This is a genomic window from Afipia massiliensis, assembly GCF_001006325.2.
GTDB classification, from domain to species: domain Bacteria; phylum Pseudomonadota; class Alphaproteobacteria; order Rhizobiales; family Xanthobacteraceae; genus Afipia; species Afipia massiliensis_A.
On the sequence record NZ_LBIA02000001.1, the window covers coordinates 3,070,446 to 3,096,677 of the forward strand.

Annotated in this window: 24 protein-coding genes; 15 read left to right on the forward strand and 9 right to left on the reverse strand. The window is 61.0% G+C overall.

Features of this window, described 5'->3' with window-relative positions; genetic code table 11:
- Positions 1–4: 4 nt before the first annotated feature.
- From YH63_RS14675 to YH63_RS14715, 9 genes are all read left to right on the forward strand, one after another.
- On the forward strand, positions 5–334 hold the full coding sequence (locus YH63_RS14675; RefSeq protein WP_046826952.1) for an XdhC family protein: 330 nt from the start codon (positions 5–7) through the stop codon (positions 332–334).
- Complete coding sequence (locus YH63_RS14680; protein ID WP_046826951.1) at positions 331–1,041, forward strand: XdhC family protein; 711 nt, start codon at positions 331–333, stop codon at positions 1,039–1,041. The genes YH63_RS14675 and YH63_RS14680 overlap by 4 nt, the downstream gene beginning before the upstream one ends.
- Positions 1,038–2,642: an NTP transferase domain-containing protein gene (locus YH63_RS14685; protein ID WP_046826950.1), complete on the forward strand. Its 1,605-nt coding sequence runs from the start codon at positions 1,038–1,040 to the stop codon at positions 2,640–2,642. The genes YH63_RS14680 and YH63_RS14685 overlap by 4 nt, the downstream gene beginning before the upstream one ends.
- A 90-nt stretch (positions 2,643–2,732) precedes the next feature.
- Entirely contained in the window at positions 2,733–3,122 is a 390-nt protein-coding gene (locus tag YH63_RS14690) for a DUF4189 domain-containing protein (protein WP_046826949.1), read from the forward strand.
- Positions 3,123–3,241: 119 nt separating this feature from the next.
- A complete protein-coding gene (locus YH63_RS14695; protein ID WP_046826948.1) occupies positions 3,242–3,949 on the forward strand; it encodes a TetR/AcrR family transcriptional regulator in 708 nt (235 codons plus the stop codon).
- Positions 3,946–4,719 carry an HlyD family secretion protein gene (locus tag YH63_RS14700; RefSeq protein ID WP_046826947.1) on the forward strand — a complete coding sequence of 258 codons (774 nt, stop codon included), beginning with the start codon at positions 3,946–3,948 and terminating at the stop codon, positions 4,717–4,719. Before YH63_RS14695 ends, YH63_RS14700 begins: the two co-directional genes overlap by 4 nt.
- Positions 4,716–5,657: an ABC transporter ATP-binding protein gene (locus tag YH63_RS14705; protein WP_046826946.1), complete on the forward strand. Its 942-nt coding sequence runs from the start codon at positions 4,716–4,718 to the stop codon at positions 5,655–5,657. The genes YH63_RS14700 and YH63_RS14705 overlap by 4 nt, the downstream gene beginning before the upstream one ends.
- Positions 5,654–6,802 (forward strand): ABC transporter permease, encoded by a 1,149-nt coding sequence (locus tag YH63_RS14710; protein WP_046826945.1) that lies wholly within the window; start codon positions 5,654–5,656, stop codon positions 6,800–6,802. Before YH63_RS14705 ends, YH63_RS14710 begins: the two co-directional genes overlap by 4 nt.
- 57 nt (positions 6,803–6,859) lie before the next feature.
- A complete protein-coding gene (locus YH63_RS14715) occupies positions 6,860–8,161 on the forward strand; it encodes an adenylate/guanylate cyclase domain-containing protein (RefSeq protein ID WP_046826944.1) in 1,302 nt (433 codons plus the stop codon).
- A gap of 5 nt (positions 8,162–8,166) precedes the next feature.
- Here the strand turns inward: YH63_RS14715 and YH63_RS14720 are convergent, their stop codons facing one another.
- The 4 genes from YH63_RS14720 to YH63_RS14735 form a co-directional block, all read right to left on the reverse strand.
- A complete protein-coding gene (locus tag YH63_RS14720; protein ID WP_046826943.1) occupies positions 8,167–9,447 on the reverse strand; it encodes an MFS transporter in 1,281 nt (426 codons plus the stop codon).
- A gap of 103 nt (positions 9,448–9,550) precedes the next feature.
- Positions 9,551–10,309 (reverse strand): cellulose biosynthesis protein BcsS, encoded by a 759-nt coding sequence (gene bcsS / locus YH63_RS14725; RefSeq protein WP_046826942.1) that lies wholly within the window; start codon positions 10,307–10,309, stop codon positions 9,551–9,553.
- A gap of 140 nt (positions 10,310–10,449) precedes the next feature.
- Positions 10,450–10,911, reverse strand: a complete 462-nt coding sequence (locus YH63_RS14730; protein ID WP_046826941.1) for a DUF488 domain-containing protein — start codon at positions 10,909–10,911, stop codon at positions 10,450–10,452.
- A gap of 43 nt (positions 10,912–10,954) precedes the next feature.
- Positions 10,955–11,758: a DUF72 domain-containing protein gene (locus tag YH63_RS14735; protein ID WP_046826940.1), complete on the reverse strand. Its 804-nt coding sequence runs from the start codon at positions 11,756–11,758 to the stop codon at positions 10,955–10,957.
- A gap of 297 nt (positions 11,759–12,055) precedes the next feature.
- On the opposite strand from YH63_RS14735, the gene YH63_RS14740 reads away from it, so the two are divergent.
- The 3 genes from YH63_RS14740 (at position 12,056) to YH63_RS14750 (ending at position 16,013) form a co-directional block, all read left to right on the forward strand.
- Positions 12,056–13,168 carry a glycosyltransferase gene (locus YH63_RS14740; protein ID WP_046826939.1) on the forward strand — a complete coding sequence of 371 codons (1,113 nt, stop codon included), beginning with the start codon at positions 12,056–12,058 and terminating at the stop codon, positions 13,166–13,168.
- Complete coding sequence (locus YH63_RS14745) at positions 13,165–14,670, forward strand: glycosyltransferase family 39 protein (protein ID WP_046826938.1); 1,506 nt, start codon at positions 13,165–13,167, stop codon at positions 14,668–14,670. Before YH63_RS14740 ends, YH63_RS14745 begins: the two co-directional genes overlap by 4 nt.
- 230 nt (positions 14,671–14,900) lie before the next feature.
- Entirely contained in the window at positions 14,901–16,013 is a 1,113-nt protein-coding gene (locus YH63_RS14750; RefSeq protein WP_046826937.1) for a DUF2778 domain-containing protein, read from the forward strand.
- A 15-nt stretch (positions 16,014–16,028) separates the two neighbouring features.
- Here YH63_RS14750 and YH63_RS14755 read toward each other — a convergent pair whose 3' ends face one another.
- The 5 genes from YH63_RS14755 to YH63_RS14775 form a co-directional block, all read right to left on the reverse strand.
- On the reverse strand, positions 16,029–17,201 hold the full coding sequence (locus YH63_RS14755; protein ID WP_046826936.1) for an acyltransferase family protein: 1,173 nt from the start codon (positions 17,199–17,201) through the stop codon (positions 16,029–16,031).
- A gap of 851 nt (positions 17,202–18,052) precedes the next feature.
- Positions 18,053–20,476 (reverse strand): DUF4238 domain-containing protein, encoded by a 2,424-nt coding sequence (locus YH63_RS14760; protein WP_046826935.1) that lies wholly within the window; start codon positions 20,474–20,476, stop codon positions 18,053–18,055.
- Between the two features lie 117 nt (positions 20,477–20,593).
- Positions 20,594–22,237, reverse strand: a complete 1,644-nt coding sequence (gene groL / locus YH63_RS14765) for a chaperonin GroEL (protein WP_046826934.1) — start codon at positions 22,235–22,237, stop codon at positions 20,594–20,596.
- Positions 22,238–22,293: 56 nt separating this feature from the next.
- The gene (locus tag YH63_RS14770) at positions 22,294–22,611 is read right to left on the reverse strand and encodes a co-chaperone GroES (protein ID WP_046826933.1); all 318 of its coding nucleotides are present in this window, start codon (positions 22,609–22,611) and stop codon (positions 22,294–22,296) included.
- 170 nt (positions 22,612–22,781) lie between these two features.
- A complete protein-coding gene (locus YH63_RS14775) occupies positions 22,782–23,321 on the reverse strand; it encodes a DUF1353 domain-containing protein (protein WP_046826932.1) in 540 nt (179 codons plus the stop codon).
- Positions 23,322–23,749: 428 nt separating this feature from the next.
- Here YH63_RS14775 and YH63_RS14780 point away from each other — a divergent pair, with 428 nt between their 5' ends.
- From YH63_RS14780 to YH63_RS14790, 3 genes are all read left to right on the forward strand, one after another.
- Complete coding sequence (locus YH63_RS14780; protein ID WP_046826930.1) at positions 23,750–24,064, forward strand: usg protein; 315 nt, start codon at positions 23,750–23,752, stop codon at positions 24,062–24,064.
- Positions 24,065–24,177: 113 nt separating this feature from the next.
- Positions 24,178–24,768 carry a cupin domain-containing protein gene (locus YH63_RS14785; RefSeq protein WP_046826929.1) on the forward strand — a complete coding sequence of 197 codons (591 nt, stop codon included), beginning with the start codon at positions 24,178–24,180 and terminating at the stop codon, positions 24,766–24,768.
- 70 nt (positions 24,769–24,838) lie between these two features.
- The gene (locus YH63_RS14790) at positions 24,839–26,227 is read left to right on the forward strand and encodes a glycosyltransferase family 39 protein (protein ID WP_137325205.1); all 1,389 of its coding nucleotides are present in this window, start codon (positions 24,839–24,841) and stop codon (positions 26,225–26,227) included.
- The last annotated feature ends 5 nt before the right edge of the window (positions 26,228–26,232 follow it).

Genomic DNA, 26,232 nt, shown 5'->3' on the forward strand with positions numbered 1-26,232 from the left:
CGCCATGCTCAACCGCGACGAAGACATTCTGAAAGCCGCCGAGACCTGGACGAAGTCCGGCCATGGCGTGGCTATCGCCACGGTGGTTGAGACTTGGGGCTCCGCGCCGCGCCCGGCGGGGTCGAGCCTTGTCATCAACGATGACGGGACGTTCCTCGGCTCCGTGTCCGGCGGGTGCGTCGAGGGCGCGGTGGTTACCGAGGCGCTCGACGTCATCGCCAGCGGCAAGCCGAAGATGCTGGAGTTCGGTGTCGCCGATGAAACCGCCTGGAACGTCGGGCTATCATGCGGCGGCACCATTCGTGTGTTTGTCGAGAAGGTGGGCAACTCTTGAAACAGAATACGCTGGCCGAACTGAACGCCGAGCGCGCGGCGCGCCGGGCCGTGATCGTTGTGACCGACGTCGTGACTGGCGATCAGCGATTGATCAAGGCTGCGAGCATCGCAAACGATCCGCTGCATGAAGAGCTCGACAGGCACTTGCGCATGGGCAAGAGCGGCATGATCGAAAGCGACGGCAAGAAGCTGTTTCTCAATGTCTACGCACCGACCGCGCGCCTCGTCATTATCGGCGCGGTTCATATCAGCCAGGCGCTGGCGCCGTTGGCGCAATCGCTGGATTACGATGTGTATGTGATCGATCCGCGCACAGCCTTTGCGTCGCCGGAACGTTTTCCGGATGTGCCTCTGTTCGCGGACTGGCCCGATGTCGCATTGCCGCCGCTCAACATCGACCGCTACACGGCCTTCGTCGCGTTGACCCACGATCCCAAGATCGACGATCCGGCATTGCTGCATGCGCTCGAACGCGACTGTTTCTACATCGGTGCGCTCGGCTCACGGAAAACCCATGCCAAGCGCGTGGACCGGCTGAAGGCGCAGGGCGCGAGCGATGATAGCCTTGCGCGAATTCACGCCCCCATCGGCCTCAATATCGGTGCGGTGTCCCCGTCGGAGATCGCGGTGGCCATCATGGCAGAGATCACCGCGCGGCTGCGGCTTCCCGCCGATGCGCCGCTCAAGACGAAGTCAGCGGCATGAAGTTCGGTCCTGTTACGCCTGAAGACGGCCTTGGCGGCGTCACCGTTCACGCAATTCGTCAGGGATCGCTCGTTCTCAAGAAAGGCACTGTGATAGGCGCGCCGGAAATCGCTGCGCTGAAGCAGGCGGGTGTGAAGGAAATCGTCGTCGCGCGCCTCGACAAGGACGATGTGTCCGAGGATGAGGCTGCTGCCAGCATCGCTGCGGCGGTGGCGGGCGAGGGTGTCAACGTCGAGCGCGCCTTTACCGGCCGCGCGAATCTGTTTGCGGCGGAAGCCGGTGTGCTGGTGGTCGATCGCGATGCCGTCGATCGTATCAACCGGGTGGATGAAGCGATCACCTTCGCGACGCTCTCCGCGTTCAAGCCGGTGGTTGCCGGTGAAATGATCGCCACCGTCAAGATCATTCCGTTCGGCGTGGAGGCAAAGCTGCGCGACGCTGCGGTCGTTGCCGCCAGCGCGGGGCGGATGCGGGTCGCGCCGTTCACGATCCAGCGCGTCGGTATCGTCTCCACCATGCTGCCGGGGCTGGCCCCGAAGGTGATCGAAAAGACCTTGCGCGTCACCGAAGAACGTCTCGCGCCGACCGGTGCTCGCATCATCGGCGAACGTCGCGTTCCGCACGACGAAAGCGCGCTTGCGCCGGCTATCGACGAATTGCTCGGGCTCGGTGCGGAACTGGTGCTGGTGTTCGGTGCATCCGCGATTGCCGACCGGCGCGACGTGATCCCGGCCGCGATCGAACTGATCGGCGGCGCGGTTGAACACTTCGGCATGCCGGTTGATCCCGGCAATCTGATGCTGATCGGCAAGGTCGGGAATTCGCCGGTGCTCGGCGCGCCGGGCTGCGCGCGCTCGCCGAAGGAAAACGGCTTCGACTGGATTCTGATGCGCCTGCTGGCCGGGCTTCCGGTCACCCGCGCGGATGTCACCGGCATGGGCGTCGGTGGCCTGTTGATGGAAATCGTGACACGGCCGCAGCCTCGCGTGCCGATCGAGGCCGACGGCAATCGCAAGGTCGCGGCGGTCATCCTTGCCGCCGGACGCTCCACCCGGATGGGAGGGCCGAACAAGCTTCTGGCCGAACTGAGCGGCAAGAAGCTGGTGCGGATCGTCGCCGAACAGGCGCTGGCCTCGAAGGCGTCGCCGGTGATCGTCGTCACTGGCCACCAGAGTCTCGAGATCGAGGCCGCGCTGAAGGGACTGAAAGTCGAGTTCGCCCGCAATCCGGATTTTGCCGAAGGCCTCGCAACGTCCGTGAAAGCGGGCATCGGCGCCGTCCCTGAAACCGCTGATGGTGCGATGGTGTGCCTCGGCGACATGCCGCTGATCGACGCGAAACTGATCGATCGGCTAGTCGATGCTTTCGCGCCCGATCGCGGCTCGCTGATTGTGGTGCCGGTGGCCGGTGGACGGCGCGGTAATCCGGTGTTGTGGTCGCGGAGATTTTTCCCAGAATTGATGACGCTTGATGGCGACATCGGCGCGCGCCACCTGATCGCGCAGCACGCGGAAGCGGTGGCCGAGGTCGAAGTCGAAGGTAAAAGCGCATTCCTCGACATCGACACGCCGGAAATGCTCGCTGACGCGCGCCGCGGGTAGAGATCAGCCGCACGCCCTTTCCGTTTCGTTCACCAAGTTGAAACGCCCTCCTGCTTAGAGTTACTCCGTTAGGCCTCGGGGGAGGGGATTTTGTTCGACCGTACCGTCGCGCAGGTTCGCGCGTTTTTTATTGTCGCTTTGGTTTCAGCTTTTGCCGCCCATCTCGCTGCTACTCCGGCTTCCGCAGCCGGCGCGCTGGCGATCGGCAAGTGCGGCGCTTATGGCCAGGCATTCGACTATCCGGCCGAGCAGGCTGCGCGCGCGGCTGCTCTCAAGCAATGCAAGGGCGATTGCACTGCCGTGACCATGAAACGTGCGTGTGCCGCGCTGTCTCTCGACATGACCAAGCCTTGCGGCCCGCACGGCTACGCCGTCGCGCCGCGCATTTCGAGCGCGCTCAATGAAGCGATGAAGAAGTGCTACGCATTCGGCGGCAAGGAATGCGTCATCCGCGCCTGGGCCTGCGACGCCAAAGGCTGAGCTTTCTGACATCACTACGGCTCGTTGAATTACTCTAAATAATATCAGTAAATCAGGGGCTTAAGGTGCGTCAATTTTCGTCATTGAATATGACTGACCAGTCAGTCATATTTAGATGCATGGCAAAACTCCCGTTGATCGACACCCGTCCCGTCAAAGACAAGCCCGCGCGCGGCACCAAAGCGCGTGCGCCTGCCGACCGCGCCGCGCACCCGCGTCCATCGAAGCGCGCCGTCGGCGCGACAGAGCGCCGCGCCGCGATTGTGGCTGCCGGTCTCGATGAGTTCACCGCGAAAGGCTTTGCCGCGACCCGCCTCGATGACGTGGCCAAACGCGCTGGCGTCGCCAAGGGTACGATCTATCTGCACTTCAAGGACAAGGAAGCGCTGTTTCAGGAACTGGTGCGCACCGCGCTCGGCCCGCTGATCGTGCGGATCGCAAATCCTCCAATTGGAGTGGGAGGGGGATCGGCACGCGCCGCGATGGAAGCGCTGGCCGAGACGTTCGCCCGCGAAGTCATCGGTACAAAACGCGCCGACATTGTGCGGATGATTATTTCCGAAGGCACGCGCTTTCCGCAGCTTGCCGAATTCTATTACCGCGAGGTGGTCGCGCACGGCATCGCCGGGATGCGCAAGCTGATCGAATACGGCATCGCGCGCGGCGAAATCCGCAATCCGGGGCTGGCGGAGTTTCCGCAGCTTCTGGTCGGGCCGATGATTGTTACCGTGATCTGGCAAGGTCTTTTCGGCAAGCAGGCGCCGCTCGATGTTGCCGCGATGCTGCGGGTTCATCTCGATCTGATTTTTGAAGGGAGAGCGACATGATTGCGTCGCGAAGCGTTGCGCGGGCTGTCGCGCTGTTGCTCGCCGCTGGATCGCTCGCCGGATGCTGGGATTCCAAAAATCCCGGCTATCAGGGGTGGGTCGAAGCCGACATGATTTTCGTAAGTCCGGATGAGCAAGGGCGCGTCGTCAAGCTCAACGTCCGCGAGGGCGATCATGTCGAGGTCGGCGCGCCGCTTTATGCGGTGGATGACGATCTCCAGCAGGCCGATCTGAACCAGAGCAATGCGACGCTCGCCAACGCAAAGCAGGCCTATGAGCGTGCGGCGACCCTGAGCAAGACAGGCTCAGGCACGCAGGCGAATTACGATTCGGCGCTGGCGAATCTTCGTGTCGCCGAAGCGCGCGTGAACACATCGCAGACCAAGCTGGCACGCAGGCGGATGAAGGCCCCCATCGCCGGCACGATTCAGCAGATCTACTTTCGCGAAGGTGAAACCGTTGCGGCGCAGCGTCCCGTGATCTCGATCCTGCCGCCCGGCAACATGAAGGTGCGCTTCTTCGTGCCGGAGCCCGAATTGCCGAAGATCAAGGTCGGCGACGACGTGCGGGTGACGTGCGATGGCTGCCCAGGCAACATTGCGGCGAAGGTCTACTTCATCGCTACCACGGCGGAATACACGCCGCCGGTGATCTACAGCCTCAATGAACGATCGAAGCTGGTCTATCTGATCCAGGCGCGGCCGAACAAGCCGGACAGCCTGCGTGTCGGTCAGCCGGTCAGCATCCTCACCAATGGCAAGACGCCGTGAGCAGCGACATCGCACAGTCAGACATCGCGATCGAGGTCAACGGCCTGTCGAAGTCGTTCAATGGCCGCGAGGTGGTGCATGACCTGTCAGTGCAGGTGAAGCGCGGCTCGATCTACGGCTTTCTCGGTCCCAACGGCTCCGGCAAGACCACGACCATTCGGATGCTGTGCGGCCTGTTGACGCCCGACAGCGGCGAGGGGACGTGCCTCGGCTACGATATCCGGCGCGAGGCCGACAAGATCAAGCGGCACGTGGGCTACATGACCCAGCGCTTCAGCCTTTATCAGGACCTGTCGGTACGCGAGAACCTGGAATTTGTCGCGCGGCTCTATGGTGTGCCGGATCCGCGCGGTGCGGCGCGCGAAATGATCAAGCGCATCGGGTTGACGGGGCGTGAGGAGCAACTCGCCGGAGAACTGTCCGGCGGCTGGAAGCAGCGGCTTGCGCTGGGTGCCTGCACCTTGCCAAGCCCGCAACTGCTGTTGCTCGACGAGCCGACTGCGGGCGTCGATCCCAAGGCGCGGCGCGAGTTCTGGAACGAGATTCACGCGCTCGCGGCGGAAGGTCTGACCGTGCTCGTTTCGACCCACTACATGGACGAAGCGGAGCGCTGTCACGAGATCGCGTATATCGCCTACGGGAATCTTCTGGTGCACGGCACCGTCGAAGAGGTCATCGCCAAGTCGGCGTTGACGACCTACACCGTAACGGGCGAGGGGCTGAACAAGCTGACTGCCGATCTGACCGGCAAGCCTGGTGTGGACATGGTCGCGCCGTTCGGCACAAGTCTGCATGTTTCCGGTCGCGACGCTGCCGCGCTCGAAGACGCGGTCGCGCCTTACAAGTCCGGCGGCGAAACTGCGTGGCAGAAATCAGAACCGTCGCTCGAAGATGTCTTCATCGAGCTGATGGGCCGCGCGAAGGATAATTTCCAATGAGCGCAACTGAAACGAACAATGGCGGCGCACGCGGCTTCTGGCGGCGCACCTACGCGATGCTGGTCAAGGAGTTTCTGCAACTGGGCCGTGACCGCGTTTCGTTCGCGATGATTGTGATGCTGCCGATCATGCAACTCCTGTTGTTCGGCTATGCCATCAACACCACGCCACGCCATCTGCCGACGGCCGTGCTGTTGCAGGAGGATAGCGATCTCGGGCGATCGATCCTCAAGGCGCTTCAGAATACCGCGTACTTCCGCTTCACCCGCGAGGTTCATACCGTTGCCGAATTCGACAGCCTGCTGGAATCCGGCAAGGTGTTGTTCGGTGTTGAAATCCCGCGCGGCTTCGAGCGCGGAGTTCGCCGCGGCGACAAGCCGGCACTGCTAGTGGCTGCAGATGCGACCGATCCGGTGGCATCGGGCTCGGCGCTCGGTGCGTTGGGGCAAGTGGTGCAATCGGCGCTCAAGCACGATCTGCAAGTCGGCGATCCGCCGGAGATGCCGTTCGAGATCCGCGCCCATGCTCGGTACAATCCGGCGGCGGAATCGCGGCTCAATATCGTGCCGGGGCTTGTCGGCACGATCCTGACCATGACCATGCTGATCTTCACCGCGCTGTCCGTCACCCGCGAGATCGAGCGGGGCACGATGGAAAACCTGCTTGCCATGCCGATCACTCCGGTGGAGGTGATGCTCGGCAAGATCATTCCCTACGTGCTGGTCGGCTTTCTGCAGGCAACGATCATCATCGGGATCGGCTACTTCCTGTTTCAGGTGCCGATTCTCGGCAGCCTGACCATGCTGGCGGTGCTCTCGACGTTGTTCATCGCGGCCAATCTGTCGATCGGTTACACGTTCTCGACCATCGCGCAGAACCAGCTTCAGGCCATGCAGATGTCGATGATGTTCTTTCTGCCGAATATTCTTCTGTCCGGCTTCATGTTTCCGTTCGCCGGCATGCCGGTGTGGGCGCAGTGGATTGGCGAGGCGCTGCCGCTCACCCACTACATTCGCATCGTCCGCGCGATCATGCTCAAGGGCGCATCGCTGGAAAACCTGCAATACGATGCCATCGCCCTGTGTGTGCTGGTGCTGGTTGCCATGACCATCGCGGTGACGCGATTCCGGCGAACGCTGGATTGATGGCGACCTGCAATTCGTTGTCCTGTGCGCGGAATGGCAGATATTGTGAGGCGAGGCATGCGTTGGCTGAAGAGTTGGGGAGGGAAGGCCGATCGTGCTGCGGTTTCGGATGATTTCCGGCGTGTGCTGACGCGGGAGATCCTGAAGACCGAGTTGGTGCGCATCAAGGCGCTGATCGTGACGACATCGGTCCTCACCCTGGCTCTTTGGTCGTTTTACATCTTCGCACCGGAGCAATTGAACGAGCTATGGCACGGCAAATTCAAGCCGGCCTATCTCTATGTTACTCTGGTGCCGTTTATCCTGTTCGAGTTGTTTGTCCATGTCATGGTCAAGCGGCAGTTGAAGTTAGATCGCGATCTGCCGATTTTCCGGCGATACCTCAGCGCCTTTATCGAGACGAGCACGCCAACGATCGCATTGGCTCTTCACATCGACAATATGGGATCCGTTCAGGCGCTTGGTTACATCGTGCCGTTGAGCTACTTCATATTCATTATTCTCTCGACACTTCGGCTCGATTTCTGGCTGTCCACGTTCACCGGGTTCGTGGCCGCCGTTCAATTGCTGGGTATGGCGCTGTTCTATCATCCGGATGCAGCGCCTGACGTGGACTATCACGTTATCCGGAGTCTGATCGTCTTCATATGTGGCGTGCTTGCAGGTGCTGTCGGTGTCCTGTTGCGGCGTCAATTCGAGAAAAGCATCGTAGCCGCGCCCGCGCGCGACCGGGTGACCAACCTGTTCGGTCAACACGTTTCGCCACAGGTTGTTGAGCGGTTGCTCGCCGAAGGAACGAGCATGGCGAGCGATACCCGCCGTGTGGCGGTCATGTTTGTGGACTTTCGCAGCTTCACAGCGGCGGCGCGATCGCGCAGCCCGCAGGAGGTCGTCGATCGGCTGGACGGAGCGTTCGCTGTGCTGGTGGAGATTGTCGATAGCCACGGCGGCATTGTGAACAAGTTCATGGGCGATGGATTTCTTGGGCTGTTCGGGGCGCCTTTCGAGGCGCCGGATGCCACGCAGCATGCGGTCGCGGCTGGACGCGAAATGCTTGTGGCCATGACACGCAACAACGAAGCCAGCAGTTGGCCGCTTCGCATCGGGATCGGGGTTCATTTCGGCGATGTCGTTGCCGGCAATGTCGGCTCAACAAGGCGCAAGGAATATACCGTGATCGGCGACACTGTGAACTTTGCGTCGCGGCTTGAATCCCTCAACAAGGAGTTCAATTCGCAACTGCTGATCTCGTCGGTCGTCCGCGATGCTCTTGGCGACGCATGCGTCGACGCCGTATCGCTCGGCGAGGTCGCGGTCAAAGGTTACGAGCAGCCGATGGCGGTCTGGCGCCTCGGCTGACCGTTTCACGCCGTTGCGGCTTTCGGACCGGTCCGGAGCAGCATCATCACCGCCGCCGCGATCAGACAGAGAACGCCTGCCACGAAGAACGCCGGCAGATAGCTTTCGTACAGCGTTCGCGTCAGACCGGCACCAAACGCGGCTGTTGCCGATCCAAGCTGGTGGCCGACGAAAATCCAGCCGAATACCATCGCGGCGCGCTCCGGTCCGAAATGCTTGGCCGTCAGTTTGACGGTGGGCGGGACGGTAGCGATCCAGTCCAGACCGTAGAATACTGCGAACAACGACAATCCGTAGAACGAGAAGTCGGTGAACGGCAGGAACACCAGCGAAAGACCGCGCAGGCCGTAATACCAGAACAGCAGCCAGCGATTGTTGTAACGGTCAGACAGCCAGCCGGAGGCGATGGTTCCGACAAAGTCGAAGATGCCCATGGCGGCGAGCAGGCTCGCGGACATGGTCGTGGAGATTCCGAAGTCTGCACACATTGGAATGAAATGGGTCTGGACCAGCCCATTGGTACTCGCGCCGCAGACGAAGAAGGTGCCGAACAGAATCCAGAACACACGGGTTTTCGACGCATCTCGTAAGGCTGCGAAAGCCGCCGAGATGATCGAGGTCGCCGGAGGCACTACGGGGACGGGCGAGGTGCCGTCATCGCCAACCGGCCGCAGCCCGAGGTCCGACGGCCGGTCACTCATGAACAGCAACACCATCACGGCAGCGATGGCGAGCATCACGCACATGGTGCCCATGGCGGCGCGCCAGCCGAAGGCTTCTGTCAGGTAAGCCATGACGGGAAGAAAGATGAGCTGGCCGGTGGCGACGCTGGCAGCCAGAATTCCGACCACCAGCCCTCGATGCGCGGTGAACCAGCGCGTCGCGACCGTCGCGCCGAGAACCATCGCCGTCATGCCGGTTCCGAATCCGACGACGAAGCCCCATAGCGCGATCAGATGCCAGGCCTCCGTCATGGCGAGTGATGCGAGCAGACCTATTGTGATGATCGTCAGCGCCGACATCACCACGTTACGCAATCCGAAGCGCACCATCAGCGCTGCCGCAAAGGGGGCCATTAGTCCGAACAGCAGCAGACGGATCGACAGCGCCGACGAAATTTGCGTGGTGCTCCACCCGAATTCCTTCTCCAGCGGCAGGATGAAGACGCCAGGTGCACCGACGGAAGCCGAACTGACCAGCGCGGTGAAGAACGTCACGGCCACCATGACCCAGCCGTAGTGAATGCCTCGATCGGCGAGGCGTGCAGAAACCCATGCGGAAATCATTGTGATCCTGGCGAAGTCGGGAGCAGGCTTTTATAGTATGATGTGAATCATACCATTCAACCTTTTGCGTATTAGACTTTAGAGAGCGCCAGAGTCTGGCTTGCTATCGGCGCGTGAGCAGACTGATGCGCCCATAGAGTCCGGAGCGATGGCTGTTGTCCTCAACATAACCTGCGCCGAGCGACCATTCAAACGCTGCAAACTTCAGCGACGTCAGATGAGCGCCGATCCTGTATTGGCGGTAGACCTCGTCACCCGATGTTTCCACCTCCGGCCCGGTCCAGAAGCGATCCAAAACACGCCAGCCTGCGGCTCCACGGATGCCGAAGCTGTTGCCGATGGTCGAGCCCGAGATCGACGACGCCAGCATGAGCGATGTCGTCGGCTCCCACCATAGATCGGCGGCGACGCGGACGCCCGCATGATTGCCGCGCAGGCTGTTGCCGGGATCGTCCGGGGACAGGCGGTGGTGCTGAAGATCGAGACCGGCGAACAGCTTGATTTCGAAGTCGCCACGCTTGATCCGCCAGCCGGGAAGGACCGACGCGAGCAGGCCAGTGCCGCGGATGCTGGTGCTGCCGGCGAGATAACGGTAGGTGCCTTCGGCCAGTAGCAGCTTCAGCGTGAAACCGTCCTCGTTCAGGCCGCTTGGTGCCCATTGAACGCCGCCGTAGGCCGAGCCGCCGCTGCGCCAGAGATCGAAGCCGCTGAAATAGAGAAACTTTTCGGGATATGCGCCGCCGCTCAGTTGGCTCGACGAGGGCAAGGGATCGGTCAGGGGATCGGCAACAGTTGGAGAGCCTCCGCAAAACAGAGCGGCGGCGGTGACGCAAAACGCGTACACCCATCCAACGCAACGCATGGAGCCCCGAGCCCCGGCTACTGAAATGCTTACGTAAAAATACGCAGAAATTAGAGCCCTGAAGCGGAGGTTCGTCTAGCGAACGGGTCGGGAACGCGAAGCGAACAGGTCCGGAAGATTCGCGGACCCCTGTGGATAACTCAGATCTGCGGGGCGGCCAGGTCTTCGATCTTCACGCCTTCACGATCCTCGATGATCTCGGCGATGAATTTGCGGTGGCAGACGTTGTGATCGCGCTCATAGCACAGGATGCAGACCGGCCCGGCCTTCATTACTAACGCTGCCAGTTCATCCATTTCCCCACGCGCTTGCGGCGTTTTCAGGTGGGCTTGATAGATTTTCGACAGTGCCTTCATGTCGCCGCTGCGTGCAGCCAGGCGGCCATCCTTCGGTGTGCCAAGGCCCCGAAGATGGATGTAGGAGATGCCCCGCGCGTCGAGGCCGGCCGCGAGCTGAGATTTGGAAAAGCCCGGCCGGCGCGACGATGCGACGGCGCGCACATCGACCAGCAATTTCACACCGGCACGCTGAAGTTCGTCGAGCACGGCCTTCGCGGGCGTTTGTTCGTAACCGATGGTGAAAAGCTTCTTGGCCTTGGCCATGCTGTCTCCTGCGCCCGGTTGGTGCGCGAACTCGATTATCGGCTCACTTCACCCGCTCGATCAATTCCATCGCCCCGGCGGGGGCACGGATCTTTCCTTCATGGATCACGTAGGCGAACACGTCGCGCGGTTCTTTCTTCGCAGGCGTCTTGTCGGCGCGGGCGAGGTCGGTGGGTTCACCGCCTTGTGCCCAGAGCGTCAGTCGTTTGGCCCATTCATCCAGCACCTTGGGCGGGTAGGCGGTCTTGACGGTATCCTGGCCGGTCTGAAGCCGGACGTAAGCGAAATCGGAGGTTATGTCGGCGATCGCCGGATACTTCGCGTGATCGGCATAGACCACCGCGACGTTGTGCTTGCGCAGCAGCTCGATAAATGACGGCGTGCAGAAACTGTCGTTGCGCACTTCCACCACATGGCGCAGAGCGACGCCGTCGAACTTGCGCGGCAGCAGCTCGAGAAAGGCGCCGAAATCGGCTTCGTCGAATTTCTTGGTTGGCGCGAATTGCCACAGCACTGGCCCGAGCCGGTCGCCCATCTCCGTGACGCCGGAATCGTAGAAGCGCTTGATGGAATCACCGGCCTCCGCCAGCACACGGCGGTTGGTGGCGAACCGCGGTCCCTTGACCGAGAACACGAAGCCGTCCGGCACCTCGCTGGCCCACTTGCGGAAGCTTTCGGGCTTCTGCGATCCGTAATAGGTGCCGTTGATCTCGATCGAGGTCAGCTTGGACGCGGCGTAGGAGAGCTCTTTCGCCTGGGTCAGCTTTTCCGGATAGAATACGCCCCGCCACGGCGCGAAGGTCCAGCCGCCGATCCCGATGTGGATTTGACCTGATTTTTTCGCCATTTCTCGCTTCCCTTGAGGCCCCTTGCGGGGCGCCGGTGCCGTACCTATCTAGTTTCTATCGGCGATGTTGCAGCCACGCTCCGTCGCCGGGACGACCACGAGAAGATGCCGTGAGAGGTTGAGCGCGCCGGATGTACGCGCGGCCTTGATTCTCTCACCGGTTTCCCTCCGTGGTCGTTGGCATTTCTGGCCCCATCACAACCTGCCGCCACCCGGTTTCCCGGTATTATCGCATCGAAATCGCGCCCCGGCAGGGCGTCTTGGCATCGTCCTGCACCCCGGATATACGCTGGGTCCATGACTGAGGCCATCTCACCCGGGGCGGCACCTGCGCGTCAACTATGCGTCGTGGTGCCAACTTTCAAAGAGCGCGACAACGTCCCCAAGCTTTTCGCAAAGCTGGACGCCGCGCTTGCCGGCATCGCGTGGGAAGTCATCTTTGTTGACGACAACTCCCCAGACGGGACGTGGGAAGTTGCCCGCCAGTTGGCGCAGACCGATCCCCGGGTGCGGTGTATCCGCCGCATCGGCCGGCGCGGGCTGTCCGGAGCTTGCATCGAGGGCATCCTGGCCTCGAGTGCGCCTTATGTCGCCGTCATGGACGCCGACCTTCAGCACGACGAAACCCAACTGCCGAAAATGCTCGCGCTGCTGCAATCGGGCGAAGCCGAACTCGCCGTCGGCAGCCGCTATATCAGCGGTGGCGACACCGGAAGTTTCGGCAGCGCGCGCCTCGGCGGCAGCGTGTTTGCGACCAATATCGCGAAGAAGCTGCTGCATATCGAGATCGCCGATCCGATGAGCGGCTTCTTCATGCTTCGCCGCGACCGCTTCGAACAGCTTGCGCCATCGCTCTCGGTGCAGGGCTTTAAGATCCTGCTGGATATCGTGGCGACTGCGGGCGGAAAACTCCGCGTCGTCGAGGTGCCTTATTCCTTCGGGGCGCGGCTGCACGGCGAGAGCAAACTGGACTCGATGGTCGTGCTGGACTTCCTTGGCCTCGTCCTTGCCAAGCTGACCGGTGATCTGGTGTCGCTCCGTTTTCTGCTGTTCGCGCTGGTCGGTGGGATCGGCCTCGGCGTGCACCTCGTCACGCTTTATACCGCGCTCGGTCTGAATGTTCCTTTCGCCGAAGCGCAAGGCGTCGCTGCGTTCGTCGCGATGACCGGAAACTTCCTGCTCAACAACCGGCTGACCTATCGGGACCAGCGCCTGAAGGGCGTCGCTCTTATTCGCGGCCTGCTGCTGTTCTATCTGGTCTGCAGCGTCGGTCTGCTCGCCAATGTCGGCGTCGCGGCGACTGTCTTCGATCAAGAACCGATCTGGTGGCTGGCGGGCGCAGCCGGCGCGCTGATGGGCGTGGTCTGGAATTACGGCGTCTCCAGTCTCTTTGTCTGGCGCGCAAAATGACTTCCTCCGAGACGAGGCTGGTACGTGTGACCGCTGTCACCGTGGCCGCGCTTGTTGTGCTTCGTCTGGTTGCGGCGGCGTTCACGCAACTGACATTCGACGAAGCCTATTACTGGACGTGGGCGAAGCATCTCGCGGGCGGATATTACGATCATCCGCCGATGGTCGCGGTGGTGATCCGTCTCGGCACCATAATTGCGGGTGACACCGCATTCGGTGTGCGGCTGGTCTCGATCCTGCTGGCGCTACCGATGAGTTGGGCAGTCTATCGTGCCGCCAGGATCCTGTTTGGGGACGTCCGGATCGCCGCGGCAGCGACGATCTTTCTCAACGCAACGCTGATGGCTTCGGTCGGGACCACTATCGTGACGCCGGACGCGCCATTGATGGTGGCCGCGAGCTTCGTCCTCTATTTCCTCGCCAAGATCTGGCAGACCGGCCGCGGCGTCTGGTGGCTTGCGGTCGGCGCGGCGGTGGGGGCGGGTCTGCTGTCGAAATACACCGCATTGTTCTTCGGCGCGCAGATTTTGCTGTGGCTCGTGCTGGTCAAGGATCAGCGCCGCTGGCTGGCGTCGCCGTGGCCTTATCTCGGCGGCATCGTCGCATTCGTGGTCTTCTCGCCGGTGATCCTCTGGAATGCCGATCACCAATGGGTGTCGTTCATCAAGCAACTCGGCCGCGCGCGTGTCGAGGGCATGACGCTCAAGTATCTCGGCGAGATGATCCCGACGCAGTTCGCCTTCGCGACCCCATCGGTGTTCATTCTCGGCGTCTTCGGCCTTTACGCGCTGGCGCGGGCGAGGGCGGCGCATGTCGCGGGCGCTACGCTCATCAATGTCAGCGTCTGGATGATCTTCCTTTACTTCGTCTGGCATGCGCTCCACGCCCGCGTCGAGGCCAACTGGCTCGGGCCGGTCTATCCTGCATTTGCCATCGCGGCCGCATATGCCGCGTGGGGCACGACGTGGAATCCGCGTGAGCAGCGCACGATGAACTGGTCGCGTCGCCTGGCGCTGCCGATTGGCGTTATCCTGTTCGTCGTGTTGATCGTGCAGACCAACACCGGCGTGTTCACCGGCTTCCGCCGCGACGCCACCGTGCGCAGCGTCGGCGTGGGCTGGCCGGCGCTTGCGAACGAAATCGAGGCGATCCGTCTCAAGCAAAACGCAAACTGCGTATTGGCTGCGGACTACGGCACCACCTCGTGGCTGATGTTCTATCTGCCGAAAGGAACGTGCGTTGCCCAGTTCCAGCAGCGCTATCGCTGGACCTTCATGAGCGAGCCGGATGCAAACCTGTTCAAGGGCAAAGCGCTCCTGATCGGCCCGGCGGGCGCAAGTTTTGCGTATCGTGCCCGATATGCGCGCGTTGAAAACCTCGCGGAACTGACCCGCAAACGCAGCGGGGTCGCGATCGAGACCTACGCGGTCGATCTGCTGGATGGCCCGAAGGGTGAGGTGCTCAACCGCGCCCTGCCGCCAGAGCTTGGCGGCCCGCGATAACCGTTCTGATGGAACCCGGTTGGCAGGCCTGCCTTACATCTGCCCGCACTTAATCCGCATTTAACTAAATGCCGCCTTAATGCCGCTCCGCACCTTTGCGAGATGTCGCGTGGGGAACTCCAAGCTCCGCACGGCAACTGACGCTGGCCCGCTTTCGCATGCGCCGTTCGCGCATGAACCGCCGAATGCAGCCGGAAGGACAAGGTGGGATTGTTCTGGATGCAAGGCGTATGAGTACCAGTTCTGTTGCGCGTACCGGCTACACGGCCCACCATGACGGACGTTCCTCGCGGACTTCCAGCCCTTTGAATATCGTCGGCGGCGCAGCGATTGCGTTTGTGACGCTGGCGTGCGGCTGGACGCTCTACAGCAACGTGTTCGGCAGCAATCCGTTCGGTGCCGGCGTCGATGCGCCGGCCACTGAGCGGCGCGTCGTGTTCGCCGCTGCAAGACCAGGTCTCGACCAGCAAGCGTTCGCCGATCGCTTCACCGCGCTGACCGTTGCCGACGCCGAGCCGCCAGCACTCACCGTCGAGCAGAAGAACTACGCCGCATTGCTCGACGTGACCCATTCGCTCGGCGCGCCGCCGGTCATGTTCAAGCCGACCGTTGTTGCGGCACCTGATAATCAGAAGTCCGCGCCATCGCGGGCCGAGATCGCCAGCGCGCCTGACGTAGCACTTCCGCCGACGCCGCCTGCGCGCGTTGCCAGCGTGCCGCTTCCATCGGCGCGACCGACCGACTTCAAATTCCCGCAGAGCCGCGTCAAGCCAGGTCACTCCGAGATGGTGGAGCGGGCCAAGAACGCCGCGCTCGCCGCGATGGCCAGCAAGACCCCGAGCCTGTTCGACAAGCTGTTCGGCCGCACGACACCCGGTCCCGTTCTCGCCTATGCCGGCTCCGACGGCGGCGTGATGAGCGACGGCACATCGGCCACACCCGGCGGCTCGAGCGAAGACGACAAGCTGACCGCGATCTACGACATCACCGCGCGCACCGTCTACATGCCCAACGGTTCGAAGCTGGAAGCGCATTCCGGCCTCGGCAGCAAGATGGATGATCCGCGTTACGTTCACGTCCGCATGCACGGCGCGACGCCGCCGCACATCTATACGCTCAAGCCGCGCGAGGCGCTGTTTCACGGCGTGGCGGCGTTGCGGCTGACGCCGGTGGGCGGCGAGGGCGCGATCCACGGCCGCACCGGCCTGCTCACGCATTCCTACCTGCTGGGGCCGAACGGCGATTCCAACGGTTGCGTGTCGTTCAAGGACTACAACGCGTTCCTGAAGGCCTATCAGAATGGCGAAGTGAAGCGCCTGGTCGTCGTCGCAAGCATGAACTGACGCGCGAGATTTCCTTCATCGTGACAGCGCAGGCGCTGCTGCCGCGCTATCCTCCACTGAAATCGCAGGCGCATGGCTCATCCCGGCCAGCCACCGCATCGGCCGCCACGGCCGGATCAGCCAGTGATACATCGCGAGGGATACGGCGATGGTCGCGAGCCAGATCATCGCGACCTTGCCCCATACCGGCAGCGGCAGATTCATCACCTCGAGGCCGATCAGCAGCAGCGCTGCGTGGTGGATGATGTAGACCGGCAGCGTTGCCTCGGTGAGATAAGTCAACGCCGCACTTGCTGAGGGCTTGTACCGCGTGGCGAAGCCCAACGCAGCGCAGACCGCGAACCACGCCGTCAATCCGACGAACACGCGCCCCGCGGTGGAAACGCCGAAATACGCCACGCCCGCGAACGCCAGCGCCATCAGCACCGCGAAGCGCGGCGCCTGCGCGCGCATCTGCGCTTCGATGCCCGGCCACGCCGCGATCGCCGCGCCGAACGCCATGTACATTGCGAAGTAGATGAAGTTGGCCCAGTCGCCGATCAGGTTCGGCAGGTAAGGCCAGTAGGCGTGAGACGCCGCGACATACAGGCCGAGCGGCAGCGCGGGCAGATACAGCACCGCGGCGCTGAGCCGCGCGGCATTCGGCGCGCGCCGCGCCAGCCACAACAGCAGCGGCAGCAGCATCAGCGAAATCAAAAACAGATAGGCGAGAAACCAGAGGTGCGACCACGTCAGCAGGTTCAGGATGCCGAGATTGCGCGGGAAGAAATCGAAAAAGCCGAGCGGCACGTCGGGCTCGACGTCGAGCATCGCCTGCAGCGTGCGCGCCTTGCGCAGGCCGTGCAGGCCGAGATCGCGGCCATGCATCATCTCGACGTACTTGATGATCGTGCCCGAGGTCCAGATCCCGACGACGAGCGGAACGAGCAGCCGCAGCGCGCGCTCCCTCATGAACTGCAGCGGGCTGCGCCGGCGCAGCGAGGTCACCGCCGCATAACCCGCGATGGTGAAGAACGTCACCATGGCGGTGACGCGCAGAAACTCGGCTGTGATGCCGGCGAACGGCGAGGGCTGCGCGCTCTTGATGTGATAGTAGGGGTCGGCCGAGAAGATCATGAAGGCGTGCAGCAGGATCACCGCCGCACACAGCACGATACGCAGGGCATCAAGATCGGTCCGGCGCGTCATGCTCAAAGTTCCAAAAAATCCGCTGACTATAAATTCCGTGAAATGCCCTGCATCTTACGCGGCGGGCTCCAGGCGGGGCAAGGCGCGTGACGCATTCCCGCGCAGGCGCATTCCTCTCCACGTCGTCCCCGCGCAGGCGGGGACCCATAACCAGCGAATGTGGTGATGGCGAAGGAAAGAGTTGGCCCGCAATCGTGGTTGCACCGATGGCGTACGGAGTATGGGTCCCCGCCTGCGCGGGGACGACATCGCATGTGTGATACGCATTGTGCTTCGTCTCCTGTGTCCATGAGATGTGCGTCATCGCCCCTGTTGTTATGACGGCGCGGGGGCGCCCGAAGTCCTCGTTTCCTCCGCCCTCACATGAGGGCGCGCGGAACGCCGGATGCGCGACGCATCCGCAGCCTCGTGTGCAAAGGTAGAAAGCACACGAGTGTAGTCACCACGGTTGCGCCGGAGGCATCCGGCGTTCCGCACGCAATGGTTGGAACGGCTTGTTGCGTGAGACACCCCCGGTGGCCGGTGCTGGGTACACCACCGTTGTGTGGACTGACGGACTCTTCCATCGCCCTCTGTACGAGGAACGACGGCGTCGTCCTGCCCCTTGGCGCGAAGCCGATGCGCCGGGATGACACGCCTTGGGCCGTCCGCGAACGGTGTGGTCGTCATCTCCGTGCCGCGCGAGATCACCCGGTAAGCCGGGAAATTCCACACGCGTCACGGCCTTCGAACACCGCCGCGGCCACCGCATCCCGCCCCGCGTATCGTGACGATCGCGAAACGCCCCTCATGACGGGGCAGGACAAAAGGAATATAATCCTATTTCAGAATGTCGTCAAGTCTGTGCTGTGCTATTTGACCTGCAAAGTTTTGCTCTCAATGAAAAAAGCCATCGGAACACTTGGTAGGTGCATTTCCGAACTCGACATTAGGAGAAGACGGTTGACGGTGTTGTCTTGGATGCCGTCAGACGGAAAAACGCAGGAAATGCGAGCTTCTTCAGTCGCCATACGAGTCTTTTTGATCGCAGATTGGAACTGTTGGTGCGCTCTGGCGAAACGGGCAGTTAGTTGTGCCTCGCGGTTCGGCTTAGGTCCACGCTCGCGGAGGTTCGATAAATATTTGAAGATGTCGCGCACCAATGCGGGATAGGCGGCGGAGGTCTCGTCTAGAGCGAGTGCCGCGATGTCCATAACATTCTGCGGGAACACAAATTCAGAGCGCTCGATGTCGCGTGCTAAGGCTGCAAGATTGGACTGTCCTCCTCCTGCTCTTTGTCGGCTCGCTCTCTTTACCTCGTTCCAACGAAAGCGGCTATCGGTGATGATGCAAGACCCCGTGGCTTGAGCCAAGTACATCGACATTTCGAAGTTTGGCGCGAGGCTCATCATACTGAACTGCCCGCCTGTTAAGGAGTCTGTCTGTAAAACGGCCAACGGATCATTTTCCCTGAGTTGTTCGATGTATCCCAGCGTTTCTTCTTGCTTTGTCGTGTCCAATTCCGGAAGGGCTCGCGATAGTTGGGAAAGCAATTCCTCTCGCGGTAATGACATAATGCTACGCCGGAAGTCCTGCCTCATTAGCTCTTCGATGTGGGGCTCCTTATGCCTGTCAATACGCAACCCGGCTGCGCGAGATTCCGCCATATGCAACATCTGATCGCGCAAATGGGAATCGAAGTTGCAAGGATCGGGAATTAAGTTAACCAGACCGACTTCGACTAGCGGCATGACGTTGAGAAAGAAAAGGACGGATTTGAGAAACTCTTGACGGTAAGTTTTCGGATTTTCGACCGGGCTGTACTTCTTCTTGACCGTGCCTGCGTGGAGAAAAGGGTGCTGGATAATCAACTCGCCAAAGTACAACGAAGCTCCGAGTGCAAACTTGGTGATGGTCGATGGATGAATGGAGCCGGTATAAATTGCGCGCGCGGTTCCGTCAGGTTTTGGCAAAAGTTGAAGTAGGTCAGTTTCTAGCGGCCACAGACCCTCGTAAAGGGAATAGACTTTACCTATTTGTTCGTCGGTCAGGTTGCGTCGAACTTGGGTCCAATCTTTTCCAGGTATGAGCCCTAAGACGTTTACAATGCCATTGTACAGCATGATGTTTCGTTCACGGATGCTGGGCTCACTCCACGTTGGGCGAAGCACAATGGGCTTTGGCTCACAACACGCCTTGAATAACCATCCAGACCCGCAGCCGCATACGTCACGGGGCCGTAACGGCTTGGTGGGGGGATCTTTCCTTAGAAAGTCGCGCTGCTTTTCGGTCCTGCCAAATTCGTCTTGATAGTGGACATGGCCATTCTCGAACTTCGCAAACATCTCCCCGCCGAAATTCCAGAGGCCGTCCTTGGGTGGCAGGAGAGTCTTCCGTAACTCTCCCCAAGGTTCGGAAATACTATTTTCTGGATAGAGCCATTCCTTACGTCCAGCGCCGATATAACGGCGCGCTCGTGCTTTCAGAACATAGTTGATCCGCGTGACTTCTTGATTCGAGAGTTTCCGCGTGCGGATGAAGGCGTCAGTTCTAATTATTGATTGCCGGTAGTTGCGGGCGAAGGTTCGCTTCTCGAGTGGGTTGGTCGATGGATCGCGTGCATATTCAAGGTTTGTAAGAATTAGGCAGAAATTGCGAGTGAGCGGGAAGATTGTCTGTGAAGCCTTTAAGGCGATCGAAGGATCATTTGAATCGGAGGACGTCTTTGCTTCGGGTGGAGCCGCAGGGTTATAAATTGTCACTGGGTGATCGCTGACGATGAATTTTATGTCGGCATCTTCAGCGGAAACAATTTCGCGTACTCCTTCGGCCCAGATCGTGCAGTGCATCATGCGGATGCCCTGCATTTCGAACATCAATTCGTTTTGGCTAAGTGTGGGATACTGGGTCTTAAGCCAATCCAGCCCTTTGGGCGTTCTTATTTTCTGAATGTCGATATACTCGAAAAGAGTTTGAAAATGCCGGTGCTGTCTGCTGGCATCAGAGCCAGCAAATGCTCGAATGGCATTCGACCCACGAGCATCGATGTCACCAAACAGGCGACGTTCAATCTCGTCGTTAATTGAGGTTCCAAAGAAAGTTGAATACAAGTCGAATTGCCGAAAGGCGCGCGAAGTGGGCGCGTCGAATAATGCCCTTTCGGTAATGACGCGGCCGTCTTCAAGGACTCTTCTGGTCGGATTCACATCGAGATACGCAAGCGTATTACTGCCCGCTTCGAAAAACCCTTCTTGGTACCATTGGGGCACATAGTGGTTGTTACGCGTTTTCGACATCGGCGCAGTATATGCAATGCTGCTGCTTTTCTGTGCAATGCTTCTCACTATCCCAAATAAAAAGGCCCGGTTTGCACCGGGCCTTTTGCATTTTGTAACTGCCTGAGAGACGTGGACTTAGAAATCCATGCCGCCCATGCCGCCGCCCGGAGGCATTCCGCCGCCGCCTGCGCCGCCCTTCTTGGGGACTTCGGCGATCATGGCTTCGGTGGTGATCAAGAGAGCCGCAACCGAAGCTGCGTTCTGGATCGCCGCACGAACGACCTTGGTCGGGTCGATGATGCCCTTGGAGACGAGGTTGCCGTATTCACCGGTCTGCGAGTCGAAGCCGTAGGAATACTGCTCCTTCTCGAGCACCTTGCCGACGATGACCGAGCCGTCTTCGCCTGCGTTGATGGCGATCTGGCGGGCCGGAGCGGAGAGCGCCTTGCGGACGATCTCGACGCCGGTCTTCTGGTCGTCGTTCTGGGTCTTGATGCGCTTGAGCTGCTCGGAAGCACGCAGCAGGGCGACGCCGCCGCCCGGCACGATGCCTTCTTCAACAGCCGCACGGGTCGCATGCATCGCGTCATCAACGCGGTCCTTGCGCTCCTTCACCTCAACCTCGGTCGCGCCGCCGACGCGGATTACCGCGACGCCGCCTGCGAGCTTGGCCAGACGCTCCTGCAACTTCTCGCGGTCGTAGTCCGAAGTGGTTTCTTCGATCTGCGCCTTGATCTGCGACACGCGCGCCTCGATGTCGGCCTTCTTGCCGGCGCCGTTGACGATGGTGGTGTTTTCCTTGTCGATCATCACCTTCTTGGCGCGGCCCAGCATGTTCAGGGTCACGTTCTCAAGCTTGATGCCGAGGTCTTCCGAGATCGCCTGGCCGCCGGTCAGGATCGCGATGTCCTGCAGCATGGCCTTGCGGCGGTCGCCGAAGCCCGGAGCCTTCACAGCGGCAACCTTGAGGCCACCACGGAGACGGTTGACGACGAGGGTGGCGAGAGCTTCGCCTTCGACGTCTTCAGCAACGATGACGAGCGGCTTGCCGGTCTGCACGACGGCTTCCAGCAGCGGAAGCAGTTCGTTCAGCGAGGAGAGCTTCTTCTCGTTGATGAGGATGTAGGCGTCGTCGAATTCAACGCGCATCTTGTCGGCGTTGGTGACGAAGTAGGGGGAGATGTAGCCGCGGTCGAACTGCATGCCCTCGACGACGTCGAGTTCGGTATCGAGCGACTTGGCTTCTTCAACCGTGATGACGCCTTCGTTGCCGACCTTCGCCATGGCCTTGGCGAGGAAGTCGCCGATTTCCTTGTCGCCGTTGGCCGAGATGGTGCCGACCTGGGCGATCTCGTCGTTCGAGGTGACCTTCTTGGAGTTCTTGACGAGGTCAGCGACCACGGCTTCCACAGCCAGGTCGATGCCGCGCTTCAGGTCCATCGGGTTCATGCCGGCGGCAACCGCCTTGGCGCCTTCCTTGACGATGGCCTGGGCCAGCACGGTCGCGGTGGTGGTGCCGTCGCCGGCAGCGTCTGCCGACTTCGAGGCCACTTCACGGACCATCTGTGCGCCCATGTTCTCGAACTTGTCTTCAAGCTCGATGTCCTTGGCGACGGTGACGCCGTCCTTGGTGATGCGCGGAGCGCCGAACGACTTGTCGAGAACGACGTTTCTGCCCTTGGGGCCTAACGTCACCTTGACGGCGTTGGCGAGGATGTCGACGCCGCGCAACATCTTGTCGCGGGCTTCAACGCCGAATTTGACTTCTTTAGCTGACATATTGGGTTTCCTTGAGTGTCAGGAAGATTTGGAATTTCAGATGAGAGAGGGCGCTCTTAAGCGGCCTTCTTCTTCGTGGCGGGCAGCCCGGTGATGACGCCCATGATGTCGCTTTCCTTCATGATCAGGACTTCCTGGCCATCGATCTTGACCTCGGTGCCGGACCACTTGCCGAACAGGACGATGTCACCGACCTTGAGGTCGATCGGGATCAGCTTGCCGGCCTCGTCGCGGCCGCCCGGGCCGACCGAGAGGATCTCGCCCTGCGAGGGCTTCTCTTTGGCGCTATCCGGAATGATGATGCCGCCAGCGGACTTCTCTTCGGCGTCGATACGCTTGACCACGACGCGGTCGTGAAGCGGACGGAATTTCATGCAGTCCTCCTAATAGATTGACATTGCTGTGTTTTTACGAATTTAGCAGTCATGGCAGGCGAGTGCTACCACGGCTGCATCGGACATAGGCCCATGGCGAGCGCCGGGCAAGGGCTTCTAGCAGAAAAACTGGCAGTCCGATGGCGCGGCTGCCAATTTTTGCGGGATCGTTAATGGGCCGGCGGCTGGGTTGGAGGCGGGGGCTGGGGTGGAGACGGGGGTGTCGCGGCCTTCTCCTTGCGCACAATGTCCAGCTCGGGCCGGGGCGCGACCTCCACCGGCATCGGCTTGTCGTTTTTCCAGGCCACCGCGCGGGCGGCCTGCAACGCCAGGAAGCCGAAGGTGCGCACCGCCGCCCACATGATCCATCGGGTGAGGAAGCCGACGCCGCATACTTCCATCGCCTCGAGAAAGATCGCGTCGGCGCGCTGCCGGGTCGGCGCTTCCGGGTGCGGCTCGGTGCCGGGTCGCAGCTCGTTATAGAGATAGTCGTGGATCACGGCGGCGCGGCTGTAGCGGCCCCAGGTCGGCAGGATCGCCCAGAAGAGGCGCGGGACCGATGCCCCGTCGGTCTCGAACAGCTTGTGCACCTCGATCTCGCGGCCGGAGCCTTCGTCGCCGACTTCATAGATGAGCGGCTGTTCGAGCCGCCATGTCCGGTAATCCACGTCGAGCTGCGTAATGGTGAGTTCGCCGGTGAAACGACTCATGGCCCCGCTCCGTATTGACGAGAGCGAGACTCGCACGGGCGCGGCGCGCTGTCAGCAGCAGCTTTGTCAGCAGTCTCGGTGTCATGCTGCTACTGCCTTGAAAGGCAACACTTTATTTAACATTTAAGCTTGTGATGAAGCTTCGTAATGCGTCAGATTCTTGAACAGCGCGTTTGTTCGCGACGTGGAATCCGGTTCGCGACTTTCGCGCTCAACTGAGCCTTTTCCGGCGAAGTGGACGTTCGGTTCGCCGCCAGAAAATGCTCCCTGAAAGTGGGTGCGAGCGCGTTCGACAAAACCGGTTGCCATCCCCGGATCAAGTCCGAGGACAAGCTATTTGCCGATCGCCTCCGAACATCTTTGTTGGTCGCGTTTTCTACGACGGACCGGAAGGCCACTTCGTCGGAAAACGCTCTAAGGAGGTTCTGATGATCTCGAAAGCGATGGTCCCGCAGGACGCTGCCTGTGATGGCGTTGTCTCGGAGGACTTCAAGCGGCAACTCGCCGGTTACGGTTTGACGACGGCCGAAATTCTTTACCGTCGCCCCGATCATCGCTGGCTGCTGCAATCCTACGTCTGGCAGAACTACGATCTGTTCCCGAAATTTCCGGCGCTGCAGGACTTCCTGAACTTCTGGCAGAACAAGCTCGAAGGTCCGCTGGTCTCGGTCACCGTCGCGCATTCGAAGCTGATCAAGCCGGCGGAGTTGAAGGCGGTCGACGGTCTGTTCCGGCTGCACTGACGGACTGGATTTTGAAAGGCTTGCCGGCGCGCATTGTCCGCGCGGCGGGCAATGGCTAGTCTTCCCGGGCCACGCTGCGACAAACGCAGCGGGTCAAGACAGGGAGGCCGCACATGGCTAAAACGAAATCGGCCACAACAAAATCCGCCAAGACAAGATCGGCGAGAGCTAAGTCTGCAAAGGCGAAATCAGCGGCGCGATCCGTCGCCCTGAAAAAATCCGCGCCGCGCAAGAAGGTCGCCGCATCCACATCCCGCACCAAAGCCAAATCGGGCAAGCCGCGTGCATCGGCCGCGCGAAGCGCGCCTGCGAAACAAGTTCGTCCGAAGCAGCGCTTCGTGGTCAGTCACCATCGTGAGGAAGACTTTCGTGCCGATGGCTTGCGTGCCTATGCTCAGTACCGCGATCTCGGCATCGCGGAGGGCACCCATGGGCTCGCGCGTGCGCATGTCATTCGCCTGATCGGGCCGTGCGATCCGAAGGAAGTCTCGAAGCTGCATTTCCACGGCGTCGAGTTTCAGATGGTCTACGTCCTGAAAGGCTGGGTGAAGACCTATCTCGAAGGGGAAGGCGAGATCATGATGCGCGAAGGCAGCAGCTGGACGCAGCCACCGCGCATCAGGCATCTGATCCGCGACTACTCGGACGATTGCGAGTTGCTGGAGGTGATCCTGCCGGCGGATTTCGAGACGGTGGAGCTGTGAACGGAAAATCCAGGGCCTCCGGTGCCGGTCAGATTTCTCCGAGTCATCGGTAGCGATGTCTCGCGACTCGATGACAATAATCCGAAACCGCGAGGTCGCGCTGCTGGCGATTATTGGGCTGATCGCCGCCTATTTCATGATCTGGCCGGTGTGGCGCGCGTGGTTTCCGTTGGACATCGGCCCAACCGATGGATGGAACGCCTATTTCCAGGACCTCGCTTTCGGACCCGGACTTTACCCAGCTGCTGATGCACTGGTGGCGAACAACTATCCACCGCTGTCTTTCTATTTTATCGCGGCGCTCGGCAAGGTGTTCGGCGATCCGCTCTATGTCGGCCGGGCCGTGTCGATCCTGGCGACCATCGGCATCGGCATCGAGACCGGTGTTGTGGTCAGGCAACTCGGCGGCGGGCGTTTTGCATCGATCTTCGCGGGCCTGTGGGTGGTTGCGATCCTTGCCCGATCGTTCAATTCCTATGTCGGCCGCAACGATCCGCAACTGCTCGCCGAGTTCATCATGATGCTCGGCCTGATCTGGTTCCTGCACAACAGGGGCCGCGGATTTTCATCGACCATGCCCCTGCTGCTGATGGTGTTTGCAGGGTTCTTCAAGCACAATGTAGTCGCCGTGCCGCTCACCGCTCTAATCTGGATGTTGCTGCATGACGGCCGAAAGGCGATCAGACCGCTCGTGATCGTCGCACTGGTCATCTCCGCGGGCCTGTTGTCGTGCCAGCTGGCGTATCCGACGTTTTTCGCCAACATGCTTTCGCCACGCGTCTATTCCTTTGAGCGCGTGCTGATCGCGCTCGGTCGGCTGCAGTGGGTGGCTCCGGCGCTGGTGATCAGCATCGTCTGGAGCTGGCGGGAGCGGACGAAAACGCCGGCCCGCTTCACGATGCTGTTCGTCGGCATCGGACTTCTGACCTATCTCATCCAGTGGACCGGCGATTCCGTCATGGACAACGCGCAGTTCGATCTTGTGATCGCCACTGCGGTGGGGGTCGGTCTGGCCTACAACCATGCCGCCAGTCTGCCGCTTGCACCTCGCCTGGGCGTCACCGGCGTTCGCACTGCGATCGTTGCGATCCTTGCGATGCGGTTACTGGCGACGGGTCGGATCGAACCCGTGCTGATCCTTTTTGATTCGAATTATCGCGCGCAGTTTCCGAAGCACGCGGCCATCGTGCATGCGGAAGCCGCAAAGGTCGCTCGCATCCCCGGGACGGTCTTTTGCGAAAATCACATCGTCTGCAGGCTGGCGGGAAAGCCTTTTGAGGTCGACGATTTCAAGACCGAGCAGTTCGTCAACACGGGCCGACTCACCCAGGCAGAACTGAGCGCGTTGTTTGATCGCAGGGGAGTAACCAATTTCGGGTCCGATCCTGCCACGAGAGCGGAATCACTGAACCGCGATATTTTTGCGACGCGCGATCCGCCGGTCGCTGCGCGCAACTAGAACAG

What these genes read in the sequence shown, in the direction of transcription:
- YH63_RS14750 (WP_046826937.1), top strand. Translation starts at nt 14,901, where the DNA reads ATGAGTACCAGTTCTGTTGCGCGTACCGGCTACACGGCCCACCATGAC.
- YH63_RS14755 (WP_046826936.1), bottom strand. Translation starts at nt 17,201, where the DNA reads ATGACGCGCCGGACCGATCTTGATGCCCTGCGTATCGTGCTGTGTGCG.
- YH63_RS14735 (WP_046826940.1), bottom strand. Translation starts at nt 11,758, where the DNA reads ATGGCGAAAAAATCAGGTCAAATCCACATCGGGATCGGCGGCTGGACC.
- bcsS (WP_046826942.1), bottom strand. Translation starts at nt 10,309, where the DNA reads ATGCGTTGCGTTGGATGGGTGTACGCGTTTTGCGTCACCGCCGCCGCT.
- YH63_RS14685 (WP_046826950.1), top strand. Translation starts at nt 1,038, where the DNA reads ATGAAGTTCGGTCCTGTTACGCCTGAAGACGGCCTTGGCGGCGTCACC.
- YH63_RS14720 (WP_046826943.1), bottom strand. Translation starts at nt 9,447, where the DNA reads ATGATTTCCGCATGGGTTTCTGCACGCCTCGCCGATCGAGGCATTCAC.
- YH63_RS14730 (WP_046826941.1), bottom strand. Translation starts at nt 10,911, where the DNA reads ATGGCCAAGGCCAAGAAGCTTTTCACCATCGGTTACGAACAAACGCCC.
- YH63_RS14675 (WP_046826952.1), top strand. Translation starts at nt 5, where the DNA reads ATGCTCAACCGCGACGAAGACATTCTGAAAGCCGCCGAGACCTGGACG.
- YH63_RS14695 (WP_046826948.1), top strand. Translation starts at nt 3,242, where the DNA reads ATGGCAAAACTCCCGTTGATCGACACCCGTCCCGTCAAAGACAAGCCC.
- YH63_RS14760 (WP_046826935.1), bottom strand. Translation starts at nt 20,476, where the DNA reads ATGTCGAAAACGCGTAACAACCACTATGTGCCCCAATGGTACCAAGAA.
- YH63_RS14770 (WP_046826933.1), bottom strand. Translation starts at nt 22,611, where the DNA reads ATGAAATTCCGTCCGCTTCACGACCGCGTCGTGGTCAAGCGTATCGAC.
- YH63_RS14780 (WP_046826930.1), top strand. Translation starts at nt 23,750, where the DNA reads ATGATCTCGAAAGCGATGGTCCCGCAGGACGCTGCCTGTGATGGCGTT.
- groL (WP_046826934.1), bottom strand. Translation starts at nt 22,237, where the DNA reads ATGTCAGCTAAAGAAGTCAAATTCGGCGTTGAAGCCCGCGACAAGATG.
- YH63_RS14775 (WP_046826932.1), bottom strand. Translation starts at nt 23,321, where the DNA reads ATGAGTCGTTTCACCGGCGAACTCACCATTACGCAGCTCGACGTGGAT.
- YH63_RS14745 (WP_046826938.1), top strand. Translation starts at nt 13,165, where the DNA reads ATGACTTCCTCCGAGACGAGGCTGGTACGTGTGACCGCTGTCACCGTG.
- YH63_RS14700 (WP_046826947.1), top strand. Translation starts at nt 3,946, where the DNA reads ATGATTGCGTCGCGAAGCGTTGCGCGGGCTGTCGCGCTGTTGCTCGCC.
- YH63_RS14715 (WP_046826944.1), top strand. Translation starts at nt 6,860, where the DNA reads ATGCGTTGGCTGAAGAGTTGGGGAGGGAAGGCCGATCGTGCTGCGGTT.
- YH63_RS14710 (WP_046826945.1), top strand. Translation starts at nt 5,654, where the DNA reads ATGAGCGCAACTGAAACGAACAATGGCGGCGCACGCGGCTTCTGGCGG.
- YH63_RS14785 (WP_046826929.1), top strand. Translation starts at nt 24,178, where the DNA reads ATGGCTAAAACGAAATCGGCCACAACAAAATCCGCCAAGACAAGATCG.
- YH63_RS14740 (WP_046826939.1), top strand. Translation starts at nt 12,056, where the DNA reads ATGACTGAGGCCATCTCACCCGGGGCGGCACCTGCGCGTCAACTATGC.
- YH63_RS14790 (WP_137325205.1), top strand. Translation starts at nt 24,839, where the DNA reads ATGACAATAATCCGAAACCGCGAGGTCGCGCTGCTGGCGATTATTGGG.